The sequence below is a fragment of the Sphingomonas sp. AAP5 genome (genome assembly GCF_004354345.1).
Classification (GTDB): domain Bacteria; phylum Pseudomonadota; class Alphaproteobacteria; order Sphingomonadales; family Sphingomonadaceae; genus Sphingomonas; species Sphingomonas glacialis.
Genome location: NZ_CP037913.1, coordinates 3,120,001 through 3,138,198, shown reverse-complemented (window position 1 = coordinate 3,138,198; position 18,198 = coordinate 3,120,001). Strand labels below are relative to the sequence as shown.

Below are 18,198 nucleotides of genomic sequence, written 5' to 3'. Positions count from 1 at the left end.
GCTGCAATGCCCGACCTGATCGTAATTCCAGCGCGCTATGGCTCGACGCGGTTGCCGGGCAAGCCGCTGGTCGAGATCGCCGGGAAAACGCTGTTGTCGCGCGTCGTCGCCGTCGCTCGCGAGGGCGCGCGGCGGGCGGGCAACGCCGAGATCGTCGTGGCGACCGACGATGCCCGTATCCTCGATCACGCGCACGCGCTCGGCTGCGACGCGGTGCTGACCGCAAGCGCGATCACCTCGGGTTCGGGGCGGGCCTGGGCGGCGGCGCGCGACCGCGCGAGCGAGATCGTCGTCAATTTGCAGGGCGATGCGCCGTTCGTCGATCCGGCGATGATCGCCGCGCTGATCGGTGCCTTGCGCGACTCGAGCAGCGCGGTCGCGACGCCGGTGGTGCAGCTCGACTGGGATGCGCTCGATGCGATGCGCGCGCACAAGCAGACATCGCCGTTCAGCGGCACCACATGCGTGCGCGATAGCGAGGGCCGCGCATTGTGGTTTTCCAAGACCGTCCTTCCGGCGATGCGCAACGAGGTCACGCTGCGCGAGGCGGGCGGACTGTCGCCGGTGTTTCGCCATATCGGCCTGTACGCCTATCGCTTCGCGGCGTTGCGCGAATTCGAGGCAACCCCGCCGACGCCGTACGAGCAGCTCGAGGGGCTCGAGCAATTGCGCTTCCTCGAATCGGGGGTCGAGATCCGGACCGTCACGGTCGCGCCGCCGCGCCATGCCATGTCGGGAATCGACACTCCGGCAGACGTCGCACTGGCCGAGCGGCTGATCGCGCAGTTCGGCGAGCCAGAGCACTCATGGCGCTGACCGTCACGATCGTCCGTCACGGCGACACGTTCGAGCCGGGAGTCGCGCCGCGGCGGATCGGTGCGCGGACCGACTTGCCGCTCGTCGCCAGCGGGCGGGCGCAAGCGAAGGCGCTGGGCGCCGCCTTCGCGGCTGGCGGGCAGCGCTTCGATCGCGCGCTCACCGCGCCGCTTGCGCGCAGTCGCGAGACGCTCGCGCTGATCCTCGCCGCGCAAACCGCGCCGCCGCTGGTCGAAACCGCCGACTGGCTCACCGAAATCGACCATGGGCCCGATGAGGACATGCCCGAAAGCGCCGTGCTCGCGCGGATCGGCGCGGCGGCGATCGAGGCGTGGGATCATGCCGCGCACGCCCCCGATGGCTGGAGCGTCGACTCTGCGCAGCGCGTTGCGGGCTGGAACGCGCTTTGGGCGTCGGGATCGGGCAACATCCTCCTCGTCACGAGCAACGGCGCGGCGCGGTTCGCCTTGCTCTCGGACCCAGGGCTGCACGCGCAGGCGGCGTTGCTGCCGACGCTCAAGCTGCGGACGGGCGCCTTCGGTACGATCGTTCGCGACGCGGGCGGGCTGCGGTTGGGCGAATGGAACCGTCGGCCGTAAGCTTTCGCCCGGTCGCACAAGCCCTTGCATCGCCAGGGGGATTGCTGGAGAGCCACGCGATGCGCCTTCCCTTGCTTCGTTTTCCGGCATTTCCGGGCGCTGCTGCTGCCGTCATCGACACGACGAGCACGCTCAGCGAGCACGTGCTTGCGCCCGAAACGATCGAATCGCTGTTCGCCGCGATCCGTGCGGCGCGCGTCGGCGGGGCCTTCTGGGCGCCGGCGTGCGCGGTCCAGGGCGCGCCGACCATCGTGCGTCTGCGGACGCGCGGAGATCTCGACAGCGTACCTGCGGCGCTCGCGCAAGCGGCTTTATGGTCGATGCCCGCGCCATTGGCGCGCGACGCCGCGGTGCACGCTCGCATCGATGCCGCGCGGATCGTCGCGACCGAGATCGATCCGTGGTCGGTGCTCGATCGTGCCACGACGCTCGTTGCGCACGGTGACGACGAATGGGTCGCGCTTGCGGCGATCGCTGGTTGCGCGGTCCATTTGCTCTCGGCCGGCCGTTTCGGCGAGCCCGGCGACGATGCCGCCACGCTCGAAGCGCGCGCTGCGAGCGACCTCGCGCAGACCGCCTGTCTCGACCCGTTCACTGGCCAGACCGCCGACAGCGGCGCAATGATCGCGTGGCTCGGCGACTTGCGGCAGAGTTTTGCGGCAAATCATGGGCTCGTCGCGGCGTGCGGCTTCAGCTGGTGGAAGCGGCACGAGATCGCGCGCTTCCTGTGGACGCCCGCGCACCCCTTGCGCTTCTTCTGGTCGGAGCAGCGCGCGATCGCGCATGCCGCGCGGATGGGCGGCGCGATTGCGGTGTGGCCGTCGCGCGTTTCGGCCGGGTTGGCGGCAGCCGCTGCAGCGCGGGGCGTCGCGCTGGTCCGTGTCGAGGATGGCTTCGTGCGTTCGGTCGGGCTCGGCAGCAATCTCGTGCCCCCGTCGTCGATCGCGATCGACCGACGCGGCATCCATTACGACCCGACGCGCGCGAGCGATCTCGAGGTGCTGCTGGCCGAGGGGGAATTCCCGCCCGCCTTGCTCGAGCGCGCGCAGCGGTTGAGCGCGACGATCCTGGCCGCCGGAATCAGCAAATATGGCGGCGATGCCGCGCACAGCTTTCCCGAACGCGCCGCCGGCAAGCGGCTGGTGCTCGTCGCGGGGCAAGTCGAGGACGACCAGTCGGTGCTGCTCGGCGGGGCGGGGCTGACGAGCAATCTCGAGGTGCTGCGCCGTGCGCGCGTGCTCGAGCCCGATGCCGAAATCTGGTTCCGTCCGCACCCCGATGTCGATGCCGGGCATCGCAAGGGCGCGGTCCGCGATGACGACGCCCTGGCGCACGCCGACCGGATCGTGCGCGGCGGGACGATGGCGCGGCTGCTCGATCTGGTCGATGCCGTCCATGTGCTGACCTCGCTCACTGGGTTCGAAGCGCTGCTGCGCGGGCGAGCGGTCACCTGCCACGGCGTGCCGTTCTACGCCGGCTGGGGCCTGACGCGCGATCTCGCGCCAATCCCCGATCGCCGGGGGCGGCGATTGGGGCTGGCGGAACTCGTTGCCGCGGTGTTGATTGTCTACCCGCGCTATCTCGATCCGGTTACGGGATTGCCCTGTCCGCCCGAGGTGCTGATCGCGCGCATGGCAAGCGGCAATGCGACGAACAGATTGGCCTGGGTGACGAAGTTGAAGCAAGTGCAGGGACGTTTGACGATGGGGTGGCTATGAGCGCGGGCGAGGTCATCCTCGACGTCTCGCGCTTGCTGTCGCGCGCGCGGCACCAGACTCCGTCGGGCGTCGATCGCGTCGAGATGGCGTATGCGCGCGGCTTGCAGGCGCGGCTTGGCGAGCGCTTGGGCTTTGCCGCGGTGCATCCGTTCGGCAATTACGGCCGTCTTTCGCGCGCGCGAACGCTCGCGTTTCTCGACGCGACCGAGGCGCGCTGGGCGAGCGCGCGCGGCAAGGGCGGGCCGCGGCCGATCGCCGAAGTGATGCCGACGCTGCTCAACCTGCTGCCGACGCGGCCGCGGCCCGGCCCAAACAGTGTCTATGTCCAATCGTCGCCGCACCATCTGACCAAGCCCGATCTGGTGAAACGGATCCTCGCGCACGAACAGGCGCGCTTCCTGTGCTTCGTGCATGATCTGATCCCGATCGAATATCCCGAATATGCCCGGCCCGACGGGGCGCGGCTGCATCAGCAGCGCGTCGACACGATCACGCGCTTTGCCGACAGTGTGATCGTGAATTCGGTATCGACCGCCAAATCGCTCAAGCCGTTCCTCTTGGCGGCTTGGCGCTCGGTCGACGTGCGCGTGGCGCTGCTCGGCACCGAGGAGATCCCGTACGTCGCGCCGCTGCCGAGCGCGGCGGCGGAACGGCCGTATTTCCTGTGTCTCGGCACGATCGAGCCGCGCAAGAACCATTTGCTGCTGCTCAACCTGTGGCGCGCCATGGCGCAGCAGATGGATCCGGCGGCGATCCCGCGGCTGATCATCGTCGGGCGTCGCGGCTGGGAGAATGAGCAAGTCGTCGACATGCTCGAGCGCTGCCCCGGGCTCAAAGGCCATGTCGAGGAGCTCAACGGCTGTTCGGACGAGCGGATGCACGCGCTGCTGCGTGGTGCGCGCGCGCTGGTGCTGCCGTCGTTCGCCGAAGGCTATGGCATGCCGGTGGCCGAAGCGCTGTCGGTCGGCACGCCGGTGATCTGCAGCGATCTGCCCGCGCTCCACGAGGCCGGTGGCGCCGCGCCGGATTTCCTCGATCCGCTCGATGGGCTCGGTTGGGAGGCGGCGATCCTCGATCATGCGCGTGCCGGGCCGATGCATCATGCGCAACTCGAGCGGATGCGCGGCTGGAATCCGCCGACCTGGCACGATCATATCTCGATCCTGTGCGACGCGATCGAGGCGCTGCAACGCTAGGCGCTTGACGGGGTGGGGGATCGCACTGGACGGCGACGCGTTTGTCGGCGCGAAGGAGTTCCCGCATGCCCGACCTCGATAGCACAACGTCCGCCACCGCCAACCGCGCGGTGCGCATCACCCATTTCGGCGGCCCCGAGGTTATCGAGGTCACCACGATCGACACGCCCTATCCGGCGGCCGACGAAGTGCTCGTCCGCGTCCATTCGGCGAGCGTCAATCCGGTCGACTGGAAGACCGCCGAGGGCAAATATCCGCCGGTCGGCGAGGATGCGCTGCCGATCGTGCTCGGGCGCGATCTGGCGGGCAAGATCGCGCAAGTCGCGGATTCGGAGTGGAGCGTCGGCGACCGCGTCTTCGCCTTTATCGGGCAGGATCGCGGTGCGCAGAGCGACTTCGTCTGCGTCAAGACGCGCGAGCTCGTCGCGATGCCGGACGCGATCGACTTCGACGCTGCCGCCGGATCGGCGCTTGCGGTGATGACCGCATGGCAGGGGCTGTTCGATCATGGCGGGCTCACCGCCGGGCAGCGCGTGCTGATCCACGGCGGTGCAGGCGGGGTCGGGCACATGGCTGTGCAGCTCGCGCGCTGGAAAGGCGCGACGGTGTTCGCGACCGCATCCGAGCATGACCTCGATTTCGTCCGCAGCCTCGGCGCCGATACGGTGATCGATTACAAGAACGCGCGGTTCGAGGATATCGCGACCGATCTCGACATGGTGTTCGATACGCAAGGCGGCGAGACGCAGGCGCGTTCGTTCGGCGTCATCCGCGAAGGCGGCATCCTAGTCTCGACGCTCGATCCCGACACGGCCAAGGCGGCCGAGCACAAGGTGCGCATCGTGCCGCGCTGGCATGCCGAGCCGGATGCCGCCACGCTCGGCCAAGTCGCCGATTTGCTCGCGTCGGGCGCGCTCAAGGTGACGGTGGCCAAGACCTTTCCGCTCGAGGACGTGCGCGCGGCGCACGCCTTTGCCCAGGACGCGCATCCGCGCGGCAAGGTCGTGCTGCGCCTGGTCTGACGCAGCACGACGGCGCGGGCTCAGCCGAGCCCGCGCCCGAGCACGCGCGTCAGCCGCGCCGAGAACGCGCGCGGATCGACCGGCAGCTCGCCATCGGCGATCCGCGCTTCGTCGAACAGCAGATGGGCGGCGTCCTCGCGCAGCGCCGGATCGGCCCCCTCTGCGCCGAGCTGCTCGATCAGCGGATGGCGCGGGTTGATCTCGAGCACGGGCTTGGCGGCGGTCTCGAGCCGGCCCGCGCCGGCCAGCAGCTTCTCGAGCTGGCGGTCCATCCCCGTATCGGGCGCGACGAGGCAGACCGCGCTTTCGGTCAGGCGCTCGGACACGCGCACGTCGGACACCGCATCACCGAGCGTCGTCTTCACGAAGGCGATGAAGTCGTTGACCGTCTCCGATGCAGGCGGCGTCGGCTCGGTGCCTTCGGGAAGCGCGATCAGGCTGAGGTCGGCCAACCCTTGCGTCACCGACTTGAACGGCTTGCCGTCGAAATCCATGCCCGCGGCTGCCCAGAAGCTGTCGACATGATCGGTGAGCAACAGCACCTCGATCCCGCGCGCGCGGAAGCCCTCGAGCTGCGGCGACGAGGCGAGCCGGTCGAGATCGGGCCCGAGCGCGTAATAGACCGCGGTCTGGTTGTCCTTGAGGCCGGCGGCATAGTCCTTGAGCGAACGCCATTCGCCGTTCGAAGTGGTCGTCTTGAAGCGTGCAAGGCCGAGTAGCGTCTCGCGCCGCGCATAATCCTCGTACAGGCCCTCCTTGAGTACCGCGCCGAACGTATCCCACAGCTTGAGATAGCGCTCGGTGTCGTTCGTCGAGAGCTTGTCGAGTTCGCTCAGCACGCGGTTCGACACGCCCTTCTGGATCGCGGCGAGCACCGGGCTGTCCTGGATCATCTCGCGCGAGACGTTGAGCGGCAGGTCGCTCGAATCGACGAGCCCGCGCACGAAGCGCAGATAGCGCGGCAGGATCTCGGCCTCGTCGGTGATGAAGACGCGGCGGACATAGAGCTTCATCCGCCCGGCGCGGTCGGGATCGAACAGGTCGAACGGCTTGGTCTCGGGGATGAAGGCGAGCACGGTATATTCGTGCATGCCTTCGGCGCGGTAATGCAGCGTCAGCGCAGGCGCGTCGAACTGGCCCGCCACGCTGCGGTAGAAATCGGTATAGTCCTCGGGGCTGATCTCGGCCTTGGGCTTGGTCCAGAGCGCGGCGCCGTCGGCGATCTGCTTGGGCTCGGCGTCGGGTGTGTCCTTGAGGAAGATCGGCACGGGGACATGGCCCGATTGCGCTTTGATCGTCCGCTCGATCGTGAAGGCGTCGGTATAGCTGGTCGCGTCGTCCTTGAGCTGGAGCAGTACGCGGGTGCCGCGCGCGGGCGCCTGGGCGATGTCGACGGGTTCGATCGTATAGGTGCCCTGGCCGTCGGACGACCACAAGGCCGCGGTCTCGGCGCCGGCGCGGCGCGATACCACTTCGACCTGATCGGCGACCATGAACGCCGAATAGAAACCGACGCCGAACTGGCCGATCAACTGGCTGCCCTCGGCATCCTTTGCGCCCCCGATGCGATCCATGAACGCCTTGGTGCCCGAGCGCGCGATCGTGCCGAGCGCTTCGCCGAGCTCGTCCTCGCTCATGCCGATGCCGTTATCCTCGATCGTCAGGCGACGCGCTTCGGCGTCGAGCGTGACGGTGATGCGCGGCTGGCCGTCATCGCCGAGCAGGCTTGCGTTGCTGAGCCCTTCGTAGCGCAATTTCTCGCACGCATCGGCGGCGTTCGAGATCAATTCGCGCAGGAAGACGTCTTTGTCCGAATAGACCGAGTGCACCATCATATGCAGCAGCTTGGCGACATCGGCTTCGAAGGAACGCGGGGTGGTGGTGGTGGTCGTCGTCATGGGGCCACGGTCTCTCCGGTTGATGAAGGCTGCGACATGGACGTCGCGCCGAGGCGTTTCAAGATCGCGCCGACCGACCGCGACGTGCATGTCGCCCGTCGCGACTTCCGCAATGCGTTCCGATGGTTGCGCGCCAACGTCTCGCGCTGGATTTGCAGATAGCGCCACCATAAGGCGCTCGGGCGCGTTGAGCGATCGGATCCAGGGCTTTCTCGCGGGGGAGGGGATCGACCGCTTTGCCGATCGCGACACGCTCGCGGCGACCGCGGTGGCTGGTTTCGCCGCCACGCCGGGGCCGATCGCGAAGGCGTTTCTGCGGGCGCTGTGGGATATGCCGGTGCCGACCGGCGAGCAGCGCTATGTCGACGGAATGCTCCAATTGCTCAGCCTGATGCATTGCAGCGGCCATTTCCGCGTGATCGACGGGCCTGAGGGGGCGGTGCGGGGGTAGCGCCGCGATCGCGATGCAGCGTTCGACGTACGTTGACGTCGCGGCTTTGCGATTATAGTCAGACAATATAATTGAAAATGCAAGGCCTCGCGCGGGCCGTGCCGGGTGGAGGGGGATGCGGGTCATGGCGACGACGACGACCGAATCCGACCGGCACCCGCGCCCGCCGCTGGACGCCGTGCCAGCCCTCGACCGCGCGCCGTGCGGACTCGCGCCGACAACCCCTCCCGTCTCTCCGCGAAGGAAACCCCGATGACCCGTCGTGCCGGATTTGCGCTCTCTCTCGCCACGGTGCTGCTCGCGTCGACCGCGGCAGTCGCCCAGGATGCCGCCAGCGACGCCACCGCGTCCGCCACGGTCCATGCCGACCGCCCCGGCCCAGTGATGGCGCGCCAGGTGTTCGGCCAGTTCGCCGAGCATCTCGGCCACGGCATCTATGGCGGGATCTGGGTCGGCGAAGGATCGAAGATCCCCAACGACCATGGCTATCGCCGCGACGTGATCGACGCGCTTCGCGCGATCAAGGTGCCGACGGTGCGCTGGCCCGGGGGCTGCTTCGCCGACGAATATCACTGGCGCGACGGCGTCGGCGCGCGCGGCAAGCGTCCGGTCAAGATCAACACCAATTGGGGCGGCGTCAACGAGGACAACGCCTTCGGTACGCCCGAGTTCATGGGCTTTGTCGAGCGGCTCGGCGCCGAAGCCTATGTCTCGGCCAATGTCGGCAGCGCGCCGCCGAGCGAGACCGCGCAGTGGGTCGAATACATGACCTCGCCCAATGGCTCGAGCCTCGCCAAGGAGCGCGCGGCGGACGGGCATCCCGCGCCGTTCAAGGTGCCCTATCTCGGCATCGGCAACGAATTGTGGGGCTGCGGCGGCAACATGCGCGCCGAATATGCCGCCGACCTGACCAACCGCTATGCCGCCTTCGCCAAATCGGGCTCGGGCAAGATGCGCAAGATCGCCAGCGGCCCGAGCGATTCGAACTACGAATGGACCGACACGCTGATGCGGCTTTCGGGCAAGCATATCGACGGCCTGTCGCTGCATTATTACACGCGCCCGCGCGACGTGCACTGGAACGACAAGGGCGCAGCGCTCGGCTTCCCCGAGAGCGAGTGGGCGAGCACGATGGCGCACACGCTCCAGATGGAGGAGTTCGTCACCAAGCATTCGGCGGTCATGGACAAATACGATCCTGCCAAGAAGGTGTGGCTGGTCGTCGACGAATGGGGCACGTGGTACGATCCTGCGCCGGGCAGCAACCCCGGCTTCCTCGTCCAGCAGAACAGCGTGCGCGATGCGGTGGTCGCCGGGCTCAACCTCAACATCTTCGCGCACCATGCCGACCGCGTGAAGATGGCGGCGGTGGCGCAAATGGTGAACGTGCTGCAGGCGATGCTGCTCACCGACGGCGCCAAGATGGTCAAGACGCCGACCTATTGGGTGTTCGACCTCTATCTGCCGTGGATGGACGCGACGACCTTGCCGATCGAGGTCACGTCGCCCTGGTATCACAAGGATGCGGTGGCGGTGCCGGCGATCAGCGCATCGGCGGTGCGCGACACTGCGGGCCAGGTGCATGTCGCTCTGGTCAATCTCGATCCCAATCGGCCGATCCCGCTGTCCATGGCGCTCGCGGGGGTGAGCGCGACCAGCGTTACGGGCCGGATCGTCACCGGCGCGACGATGGACGCGCATAACAGCTTCGAGCAGCCCGATGCAGTGAAGCCCGTGGCGTTCACGGCGGCGCAGGTCGCGGGCAGCACGCTGACCGCGACGATCCCGGCCAAGTCGGTGGTGGTGCTCGACTTGCGCTGAGCGGGAACGGCGCGTCACCGGCGCTGGGTCGGCGGTGACGCGTGTTCTCGAAGGGACGGGTATGCGCGCGACGATCCACTGCTGCGCAATGCCTTCGGCGCCTAGCAGGCGATAAGCAGCCCAGCCGACCACGAATCAGGTCGCGCGATTGCAGGCCGCGCCAACGTGTCGCGCTGACGCACTAACGCGCGTATACCCAGAGCGCCGTCACCCCAGACTTGATCCGGGGTCCATGCGAGACGACCGCCATGCTCGACCGGCTCGCATGAATGCCGGATCAAGTCCGGCATGGCGCGTTAGACTGCCATCACGCTTTGCGTGTCCTCGAGCGCCAATTCGACCAGCCGCCGCATCGCCGCGGTCGCACCCTCGACATCGGCGGCGACGATCGCGTCATAGACGAGCACGTGATCGGGGATCGGATTGCGCGGCAGCGCGCGCATCCGCTGCTTGAACTGCGTCGTCCAGGCGACTGCGGCGCCGATCGAGGCGCTCATTACCACCAGCGCATCGTTGCGCGTCGCGCGCAGGATCGCGTCGTGGAACTGGCGATCGGCCGTTCGGCCCGGCTCGGTCGCGAGCGAATGGCGCCGCATCGCGGCAAGCGCGTCCTTCATCCGCTTGATGTCGTCGCGGTCGCGCTTGGCAGCGGCGATCCCGGCGGCGGCGGGCTCGATGATCAGCCGCAGCTCGAACAGGCTGCGCACCAGCTGCGGATCGGGTTCGCCCGCAAACGCCCAGGCGAGCACGTCGGGGTCGAGCAGATTCCAGCGGTCGCGCGGCAGGACGCGCGTGCCGGTCTTGGGGCGGCTCTCGACCAGGCCCTTGGCGATCAGCCCCTGGATCCCCTCGCGATACGCGCTGCGCGACACGTCGAGCGTCTCGGCAAAGACGGTCTCGCTCGACAGCGTTTCGCCGGGGGCATATTCGCCCGACAGGATCGCGACGCCAAGCTTGTGGGCAATGGCGCCGCGCAGGCGTCTGCCCTTGCCGCGCGGCTGGCGTGCCAGAGGGGTGGAACCGTCTCCGGCGTCGGCATCGTCTGGCGCGATGATGGGGGCTTTAATCGTCACAGCCTTTCCCTCTAGCAGCGACGGCGCGCTTCGGAAACTGCGCCCATCCCAGCGTGTCCGGCATCGTGTCAGCATGTTTACGGATAATCCAGCCTTTCAGTCAAAACGGCGCACCGCGCACCGCGCCCCGCGCGCCGCCGCCGGGCGCAGGCGCGATCGTCCAGAGCTGGCGCGGGCGGATCATGGAATCGCCGAGGTCGACCGCGATCGGCCCCTGGAGCCAGCGCGCGGAGGGTGGTGCCGCTTCCTGCATCGCGCCGGCCGGTCGCGGCGGCGCTGGAAGATGCGGCGCTGAACGGGCAGGGAGGCCCTGCCTCAGCGGCCGCCGAAGCAAAGAGCGCGCAATCACCTGGCCGGGTCATCCCATCTCTCCCGAGACCGCTGCGCGTGGTGGCGGCTCGTCGTGGTGCATCGTGCAACCGGCGTTACGGGACGCTTCCGGGACCCGACTGCAGAAAAGGGTGACGCAGTCTGGCTTGGGTCAATAGTCCGACAACAGAATGTGGTTGTGCGGCGCGCCGCGCTCAAGGCGAGTTGCGGCAAGTTCTTAATCCAAGTGAACTGAAAGCGAAGGGAGCTGTTTAGGCTCGATGGTGGCGGTAGCGTGACGCTCGGACACTTCAGGTCTGACGCCGGCGGGCGCTCGGTCCGTGTGAGCAGGAGCGTATGATGACGGCGAAGGGAGTGGCGGACGCCGGGACGCAACTCGGCCCCGACAAGAATGGACGGCGTCGGTGATCCTCGCGAACGGCGCCACCTGGGGCATTTGCGCTGCCGCCACCGGCGCTGTCATCACGCGCCCTTTCCGCTTGCCCGAGGCGATCTGGGCGGTGGCCGGCGCGGCGCTGCTCGTCGTGTTCGGGCTGATGCCCGTTCCGGCGGCGGTCGCGGCGATCGGCAAGGGACTCGACGTCTATCTGTTCCTGATCGGCATGATGCTGCTCAGCGAAACCGCGCGCGAGCAAGGGCTGTTCGACTGGGTCGCGGCGACCGCGGCGATCAACGCCAAGGGCTCTTCCGCACGGCTTTTCCTGCTCGTCTATGCCACCGGGATCGTGACGACGACCTTCCTGTCGAACGACGCGACCGCGGTCGTGCTCACCCCTGCGGTCTATGCCGCGGCGCGCAAGGCCAAGGCCGAACCACTGCCGCTGCTGTTCGCGTGCGCGCTGATCGCCAATGCGGCGAGCTTCGTGCTGCCGATCTCAAACCCCGCCAACCTCGTGCTCTATGGTGGGAAGATGCCGCCGCTCGGCCAGTGGTTCGGCTCGTTCGCTTTGCCCTCGCTCGCGGCGATCGTCGTGACCTATGCGGCGCTCCGCTGGATCGAGCGCAAGAGCCTCGCGGGATCGTGCGAATCCGATGTCGAGCGCACCCCGCTCTCGGCCGGTGGCAAGGCGGCACTCGCCGGGATCGTTGCGACCGCCGGCGTGCTGATCGGCATGTCGGCGTTCAACCTGTCGCTCGGCCTGCCGACCTGCCTTGCCGGGCTCGCGACGACGCTCGGCGTGTGCGCCCTGGCGAAGAGCTCGCCGCTCGCGCTTGCGGGGCAGGTGTCGTGGAGCGTGCTCGCGCTCGTCGCGGGGCTGTTCGTGCTGGTCGAGGCGCTCGATCGCACCGGCGTGATCGCGCAGGTCGCCGCAGCGCTGAAGGCGGCGGCGGCGAACCCCGTACAGGGTGCGGCGCTGTCGGGCACGATCCTCGCCTTCGCGTCGAACCTGATGAACAACCTTCCCGCCGGCTTGGTGGCGAGCACCGCGGTGGCGCAAGTCCATCCGCCGCGGCTGATCGTCGATGCGTTGCTGATCGGGGTCGATCTCGGCCCCAATCTGTCGATCACGGGGTCGCTCGCGACGATCCTGTGGCTCCAGGCGATCCGCCGCGAGGGCGAGGATGTCGGCTTCTGGCGCTTCCTCAAGGTCGGCGCTGTGACGATGATCCCCGCGCTCGCCGCCGCGCTCGGCGCGCGGCTGCTGATCGGCTAGGTCAGAAGCGGAAGCTCAGCCAGCCGGCGAGGAAGTCCGAGCTGGCATAGCCGGCCTTCGTCAACGATGGCCCTGCTGCGAGATGCTCGTAGCGCCCGGTGAACGACAGCCGCGACGCGATCGACCAGACCGCCTGAACGCGCGCGACATTGCCGATCTTGCGGTCGGCGACGCTCTGCGTGCCCGCAAACGGCTGGCCGTTCGCGCGGTACACCGCGTCGCGCGCATCGTCGCGCCACGTCAGCTGATATTCGGCACTGACGCGCAGCTTCTTGACCGGCGTGAAGCTCACCGTCGGCGCGACCGCGATCAGGTTCGAGGGCGTGAGCGACAATTGGTAGCTGTAATAGATGTTGTTGCCGAACGGCGCATAGGCGTTGCGCAGCGTGCGCCCGCCATAGCCGCCACCGCCGCTCGCATAATCGGCATGGAAGCCGATCCGCGGCGCGGCGGGGCTCTTCCCGAGGCGGAATGTCTGCGCGAAGAAGCCGTGCCACGCATCGATCCGCTGCTCGATGAAATTGCCCCATTGATGGTTGAGCGTCCAGTCGATCGTCACGGGGCCGGCATCGCCCCAGACATGCACGCCGCCGTAGAAGCGCCGTCCCGGCCCGATCCGCCCGCCCCAGGTGCCGACCGAATTGCGCCGCCGCCACAGGAACGGATCGACATAGAGCTTCGACCCGCCGAACCACTGCGTCGGGACGACCATGCCGAGCGTCACGCCCGAGAAGCGGCGCGCCGGATCGCTGATATCGTCCTCGACACCGAGATCGCCGTACGCCGTCGGCTTGAGGTCGAACACGTCGAGGCGGAAGCGGCCGGTGCGCGCCCAGGCGCGGATGCCGTTGAGCGTATAGCGGATCGTGTTGTTGTCGCGCTGCGAGACGAGCAGATTGGGGCCGTCGGTGAATTCCTGGCGGCCATAGCGTGCCCCGAGCGCGACGCCGCCGACATCGGCGGTCGCTTCGGCGAAATATTGCTGGAGCGTCAGCGCGTTGCGCAGCGTCGCCGCGGGCGCGCCGAGTTCACGCCCGCCGATCCCGCCATGCGCGACTTCGCCGTAGAGGCGCAGATGCGGCCCGAGATGCAAATCGGCGCCCGCGGTCAGCCGGCGGATGTCCTGCCGCTGGTGCGGTGTCTCGCGCAAGTTCGGGTTGCTCGTCATGTTGATGCGCAACCGCGCCTCGCCCGAAAGCGTCAAATAGATTTGCCCGTCGTCGGCGATCGGGATGAACTTGATCCGATCGATCGGATCGTCGCGCTTGGCGGGATCGCGCAGCACGCGCCAATCCTCGGCCCAGCGCGACAGATTATAGCCGTTGGTGGTGGCGCCATCGCCCGCCGCCGCCGCGGGATATTCGGTCGCGGCGGGGCTTGCGGCAGGCGCTGCGGTCGCTTGCGCCAGTGCTGGCGTGGAAAGCAGCAGGGCAAGCGGGGTGGTGGCACGCAGCGCGCGCATCGGGTTCGGCTTGCGCATGCTATTCGGCCGGAACGGCGTCGGCCGCCATCTCGTCGACGCGCACGCTGCGCCCGGCGATCGCGCTGCGGAACTGCTCCATGTCGAGCTTGCCCTCCCAGCGCGACACCACCACGGTCGCGACGGCATTGCCGATGAAGTTGGTGAGACTGCGACACTCGCTCATGAAGCGATCGACCCCGAGGATCAGCGCCATCCCGGCGATCGGCACGCTCGGCACGATCGACAGCGTCGCGGCCAGCGTGATGAAGCCAGCCCCCGTCACCCCCGCCGCGCCCTTCGACGACAGCATCGCCACGCCGAGCAGGAGCAATTGCTGGCCGAGCGACAGATCGACGTTGCACGCCTGCGCGATGAACAACGCGGCGAGCGTCATATAGATGTTGGTGCCGTCGAGGTTGAACGAATAGCCGGTCGGCACGACCAGCCCGACCACCGATTTGGGGCAGCCGGCGCGCTCCATCTTCTCGATCAGGCTCGGCAGCGCGCTTTCCGAACTCGACGTGCCGAGCACGAGCAGCAGTTCGTCCTTGAGATAGCCGATCAGCTTGAAGATCGAGAACCCTGCCGAGCGGGCGACGAGCCCGAGCACGACGATGACGAACAGCAACGAGGTCGCATAGAAGGTGCCGACGAGCATCGCGAGATTGGCAAGCGTCCCCGCGCCATATTTGCCGATGGTGAACGCCATCGCGCCGAACGCGCCGATCGGCGCGGCCTTCATCACGATCGCGACGACCTTGAACACCGCGACCGATATATCCTCGAGCGCGCCGAGCAGCTTCGTTCCGCGATCGCCGATCATCGCCAGGCCGATGCCGAACAGCACCGCGACGAACAGCGTCTGCAGGATGTTGCCCTCGGTCAGCGCCGACAGGAAGGTGTTGGGGATGATCCCGGTGAGGAAGCCGACCAGCGTCGTCGCATGCGCCTTGCTGGCATATTCGGCGACCTTGGTCGTATCGAGCGTGGTCGGATCGATATTGAGCCCCGCGCCCGGCCGGACGACGTTGGCGACGATCAACCCGATGATCAAAGCGAGCGTCGAGAAGAAGAAGAAATAGGCGAACGCCTTGCCGACGACGCGGCCGACCGAGCCGAGATCGCGCATGCCGGCGATCCCGGTGACGATCGTCAGGAAGATCACCGGCGCGATGATCATCTTGACCAGCTTGATGAAGGCATCGGCGAGCGGCTGGAGCGACTCACCCGTCGCCGGATAGAAATGCCCGAGCAGCACGCCCGCGACGATCGCGATCAGCACCTGGGCATAGGTGTGGCGATACCAGGGGCGGCGGGGAGCAGCCGCCAATTCGGCGGCTGGGTGTTGCGAAATCGGGATCACGGCCTTCTCGTCCTCATCCAGGGGGAGCGCCTCTGACGGGCGGTTGACTATGCGAACAGTGTGCGGCGGTGGCGACTGCGGATGGCGCACAATTCGCTATTTTCGCACAAGGCCCTAAGATGTCGGCGTTTTTCGCTGGCTGAATGGCTGTGAACGCCCGATCGATATGCAATAATCGGGACAGAGGCTGGCGACATTGTGCCGAAAGTTGCACATTGGTGTGCCACGCCCGCAACCGCAGCGTGGCGAAGCTGTTGTCCCATCGCCCGCTTGCTATGGCAGATCGATCGACCATGACCTGCGCTGCCCTTCGAAGCTTACCGCATCGTGCCGCGCGCGCCCGCCGGGCCGGCGGATGACGGCGCGCACGGCACTGGCGGCGGTCGGGCGCTCGATCGGGGTGCGCTGGGGGATCGTCGCGGCGATTCTGGCGATCGCGGCGGCGTGGGGCGCCGGGCGTCTTGCCGAGCAGCGCGTCGTCACGGCGCTGCACCAGCAAGTCGAGAGCGATGCCCGGCTCCGCGCCGCGCTGCTCAACGGCGAACTCGCGCGGTTCCGCTTGCTCCCGCTGACACTGGCGGACGATCGCGACGTGATCGCCGCGATCGGCGGGAGTGCGGCGGCAAAGCGTGCGCTCGACATCAAGCTCGAAGCGCTGTCGCGCGTGACGGGCGCGCCCGCCATCTATGTGATCGGCTCCGATGGCATCACGATCTCGGCGAGCAATTGGCGATCGGCGCAGAGCTTCGTCGGCGCCGACTATCGCTTCCGGCCGTATTTTCGCGATGCGCTCGCGCGCGGCGAGGCGAGCCAATATGCGCTGGGGACGGTGTCGGGGCACCCCGGCCTCTATCTCTCGCGACGAATCGCCAATCGCGGCGTCATCGTCATCAAGCTCGAGTTCGACCGGATCGAACGCGTCTGGGCGAGCGCCGGCGGGATCACGCTCGTCCGCAACCCACTCGGCGTCGTGCTGGTGACGAGCCGGCCGGCCTGGCGCTTCGCCGCGACGCGGCCGCTCTCCGCGCGCGACGAAGCGCAGTTCCGCGGCGAGGCGCGCGTCACGCCAGCCGCACTTGCGCCTTTGCCGGTCGCGGCGGTCGATGGCGAGGATCGCTTTGTCGGGCTGGGCACGACCTTTCTCGCGCGCGCCGTGGTGACCGCGCAGCCGGGCTGGCAATTGCTCCTGCTCCAGCCGATCGACGCAGCGGTCGCGGCCGCGCGCCGTGCCGCGTCGGTCAGCGCGGCGCTCGCCACGATCGCGCTCGCCGCGCTTGCCTGGGCGTGGCGCCAACGCGTGACGCAGTCGCGCCGCCGGACCGAAGACCTCGAACGCGCGGTCGCGCGGCAGACGGCCGATCTGCGGCGCGAGATGGACGAGCGCGCCGAAAGCGAAGCGCGTGCCGCCGAACTGCGCGAAGCGCTGCGCCAGGCCAACCGGCTCGCCGCGCTGGGGCAGATCACCGCGAGCGTCGCGCACGAGACCGCGCAGCCGGTCGCCGCGATCCGCACTTATGCCGCCTCGGGCGCGATTTTGCTCGATCGCGGCGCGATGGCGGAGGCGCGCGAGAATTTCGTCAGGATCGGTGGGCTGGCGGAGCGGATCGGCGCGGTCACCGCGCAGCTCCGCGGCTTTGCGCGCCGCCAGACCGGGGAGGTGCGGCCGGTCGACATCGCCGAGGTGATCGACGGCGCGCTGCTGATCCTCAGGCAGCAGCTGCGCGGCGTCACGCTCGATCTCCCGACGGTCGCGCCGCACCTCGCGGTGATCGGCGGCAAGGTCCGGCTCGAGCAAGTGCTCGTGATCGTGATGCAGAATGCGGTGGAAGCGATTGCGGCGTGCGAGACACGGCAGATCGCGCTGACCCTGACGAGCGACGCCACGCACGTCCGGCTGGTCGTCGCGGATACCGGCCCGGGCGTGTCGACCGAAATTGCGGAGCGCCTGTTCACCCCGTTCGTGACGTCGCGGCCGCAAGGATTGGGGTTGGGGCTGGTGATCGCGCACGACATCATGGTCGAGCTCGGCGGAACGCTGCGATTGCTGCCAGGTGAAGGCGAGGGCGGGGGTGGGGGCGGGGCGCGTTTCGAGATCGGGATGCGGCGCGCGTGAAAGCGACCTCCGCCCCGCTCGAGGTCGCGCTGGTCGACGACGACGACGATCTGCGCGCGGCGACGACGCAGTTGCTCGAGCTGGAGGGGTTCAGCGTACGCGCCTTCGCCGATGCGGCGAGTGCGCTTGCGGCCATCGGCGCGGACTATCCCGGGGTCGTCATCACCGATGTGCGGATGCCGGGTATGTCGGGGATCGAACTGTTCGGCGTGTTGAACGCGCGCGATCCCGAATTGCCCGTCGTGCTGATCACCGGGCATGGCGACGTCGAGATGGCGGTCGGCGCGATCAAGGCAGGGGCATGGGATTTCCTGACCAAGCCGTTCGATCCCGAAGCGTTGCTGGCGGCGGCGACGCGCGCGGCGAAGGCGCGGGCGGTGTTCCTCGAGAACCGGCAGCTCCGCGCCGCGGCCTATGCCGAAGCGGGGGATGCGTTGATCGGCGCTACACCCGCGATCGTCCGGCTGCGCGGGATGATTCCGGTCCTGGCCGATGCCGCGCTCGATATCGTGATCGAGGGGGAGCTCGGCACCGGCAAGGAGCATTTCGCGCGGCTCGTCCACCGCGCAGGCCGGCGTGCGCGACATCGCTTCCTCAAGATCGATTGTGCGACGGTGACGCCAGCGCTGATCGAGCGCGAGCTGTTCGTGCGCAACGGCGTCGTGGCGCGCGCCGACCGGG

At 68.2% G+C, this 18,198-nt stretch carries 16 protein-coding genes (1 of these 16 only partly in view); 11 read left to right on the top strand and 5 right to left on the bottom strand.

What is annotated here, in order from left to right; all coding sequences use genetic code 11:
* Positions 1 to 6 precede the first annotated feature (6 nt).
* The 5 genes from E2E30_RS14435 (at position 7) to E2E30_RS14415 (ending at position 5,351) form a co-directional block, all read left to right on the top strand.
* Positions 7 to 816, top strand: a complete 810-nt coding sequence (locus E2E30_RS14435) for a 3-deoxy-manno-octulosonate cytidylyltransferase (RefSeq protein ID WP_133190918.1) — start codon at positions 7 to 9, stop codon at positions 814 to 816.
* Positions 807 to 1,415, top strand: a complete 609-nt coding sequence (locus E2E30_RS14430) for a histidine phosphatase family protein (protein ID WP_133190916.1) — start codon at positions 807 to 809, stop codon at positions 1,413 to 1,415. The genes E2E30_RS14435 and E2E30_RS14430 overlap by 10 nt, the downstream gene beginning before the upstream one ends.
* 59 nt (positions 1,416 to 1,474) lie before the next feature.
* Positions 1,475 to 3,133: a capsular polysaccharide export protein, LipB/KpsS family gene (locus E2E30_RS14425; RefSeq protein ID WP_165954531.1), complete on the top strand. Its 1,659-nt coding sequence runs from the start codon at positions 1,475 to 1,477 to the stop codon at positions 3,131 to 3,133.
* Positions 3,130 to 4,329, top strand: a complete 1,200-nt coding sequence (locus E2E30_RS14420; RefSeq protein WP_133190914.1) for a glycosyltransferase family 4 protein — start codon at positions 3,130 to 3,132, stop codon at positions 4,327 to 4,329. Before E2E30_RS14425 ends, E2E30_RS14420 begins: the two co-directional genes overlap by 4 nt.
* A gap of 65 nt (positions 4,330 to 4,394) precedes the next feature.
* Entirely contained in the window at positions 4,395 to 5,351 is a 957-nt protein-coding gene (locus E2E30_RS14415) for an NADP-dependent oxidoreductase (RefSeq protein WP_133190912.1), read from the top strand.
* A gap of 20 nt (positions 5,352 to 5,371) precedes the next feature.
* Here E2E30_RS14415 and htpG read toward each other — a convergent pair whose 3' ends face one another.
* Entirely contained in the window at positions 5,372 to 7,249 is a 1,878-nt protein-coding gene (gene htpG, locus E2E30_RS14410; RefSeq protein ID WP_133190910.1) for a molecular chaperone HtpG, read from the bottom strand.
* Between the two features lie 36 nt (positions 7,250 to 7,285).
* Between htpG and E2E30_RS21135 the strand changes: the two genes are divergently transcribed.
* The 3 genes from E2E30_RS21135 to E2E30_RS14400 all read left to right on the top strand — a co-directional run bounded on the left by E2E30_RS21135 (position 7,286) and on the right by E2E30_RS14400 (position 9,521).
* Positions 7,286 to 7,411, top strand: a complete 126-nt coding sequence (locus E2E30_RS21135) for a hypothetical protein (RefSeq protein ID WP_272482933.1) — start codon at positions 7,286 to 7,288, stop codon at positions 7,409 to 7,411.
* A 25-nt stretch (positions 7,412 to 7,436) separates the two neighbouring features.
* Positions 7,437 to 7,700 carry a hypothetical protein gene (locus tag E2E30_RS14405; RefSeq protein WP_133190908.1) on the top strand — a complete coding sequence of 88 codons (264 nt, stop codon included), beginning with the start codon at positions 7,437 to 7,439 and terminating at the stop codon, positions 7,698 to 7,700.
* Positions 7,701 to 7,952: 252 nt separating this feature from the next.
* Positions 7,953 to 9,521: an alpha-N-arabinofuranosidase gene (locus E2E30_RS14400; protein WP_133190906.1), complete on the top strand. Its 1,569-nt coding sequence runs from the start codon at positions 7,953 to 7,955 to the stop codon at positions 9,519 to 9,521.
* Between the two features lie 296 nt (positions 9,522 to 9,817).
* On the opposite strand, the gene E2E30_RS14395 is transcribed toward E2E30_RS14400, so the two are convergent.
* Together E2E30_RS14395 and E2E30_RS20810 are read right to left on the bottom strand one after the other, a co-directional pair.
* The gene (locus tag E2E30_RS14395; RefSeq protein ID WP_133192116.1) at positions 9,818 to 10,576 is read right to left on the bottom strand and encodes a FadR/GntR family transcriptional regulator; all 759 of its coding nucleotides are present in this window, start codon (positions 10,574 to 10,576) and stop codon (positions 9,818 to 9,820) included.
* 118 nt (positions 10,577 to 10,694) lie between these two features.
* On the bottom strand, positions 10,695 to 10,847 hold the full coding sequence (locus tag E2E30_RS20810; RefSeq protein ID WP_165954530.1) for a hypothetical protein: 153 nt from the start codon (positions 10,845 to 10,847) through the stop codon (positions 10,695 to 10,697).
* Positions 10,848 to 11,328: 481 nt separating this feature from the next.
* On the opposite strand from E2E30_RS20810, the gene E2E30_RS14390 reads away from it, so the two are divergent.
* Positions 11,329 to 12,579, top strand: coding sequence for an arsenic transporter (locus E2E30_RS14390; protein ID WP_133190904.1), 1,251 nt, complete (start codon positions 11,329 to 11,331; stop codon positions 12,577 to 12,579).
* A 1-nt stretch (position 12,580) separates the two neighbouring features.
* Here the strand turns inward: E2E30_RS14390 and E2E30_RS14385 are convergent, their stop codons facing one another.
* The gene (locus E2E30_RS14385) at positions 12,581 to 14,059 is read right to left on the bottom strand and encodes an alginate export family protein (RefSeq protein ID WP_133190902.1); all 1,479 of its coding nucleotides are present in this window, start codon (positions 14,057 to 14,059) and stop codon (positions 12,581 to 12,583) included.
* A 1-nt stretch (position 14,060) separates the two neighbouring features.
* Positions 14,061 to 15,401, bottom strand: coding sequence for a dicarboxylate/amino acid:cation symporter (locus tag E2E30_RS14380; protein WP_133192115.1), 1,341 nt, complete (start codon positions 15,399 to 15,401; stop codon positions 14,061 to 14,063).
* A gap of 358 nt (positions 15,402 to 15,759) precedes the next feature.
* On the opposite strand from E2E30_RS14380, the gene E2E30_RS14375 reads away from it, so the two are divergent.
* Positions 15,760 to 17,517, top strand: a complete 1,758-nt coding sequence (locus E2E30_RS14375; protein ID WP_133190900.1) for a sensor histidine kinase — start codon at positions 15,760 to 15,762, stop codon at positions 17,515 to 17,517.
* Positions 17,514 to 18,198: the 5' portion of a sigma-54-dependent transcriptional regulator gene (locus tag E2E30_RS14370; protein WP_133190898.1), read on the top strand. 608 nt of this gene lie beyond the right edge of the window; 685 of the gene's 1,293 nt are visible here — the first part of the coding sequence; it begins with the start codon at positions 17,514 to 17,516; its stop codon lies beyond the right edge, outside the window. The genes E2E30_RS14375 and E2E30_RS14370 overlap by 4 nt, the downstream gene beginning before the upstream one ends.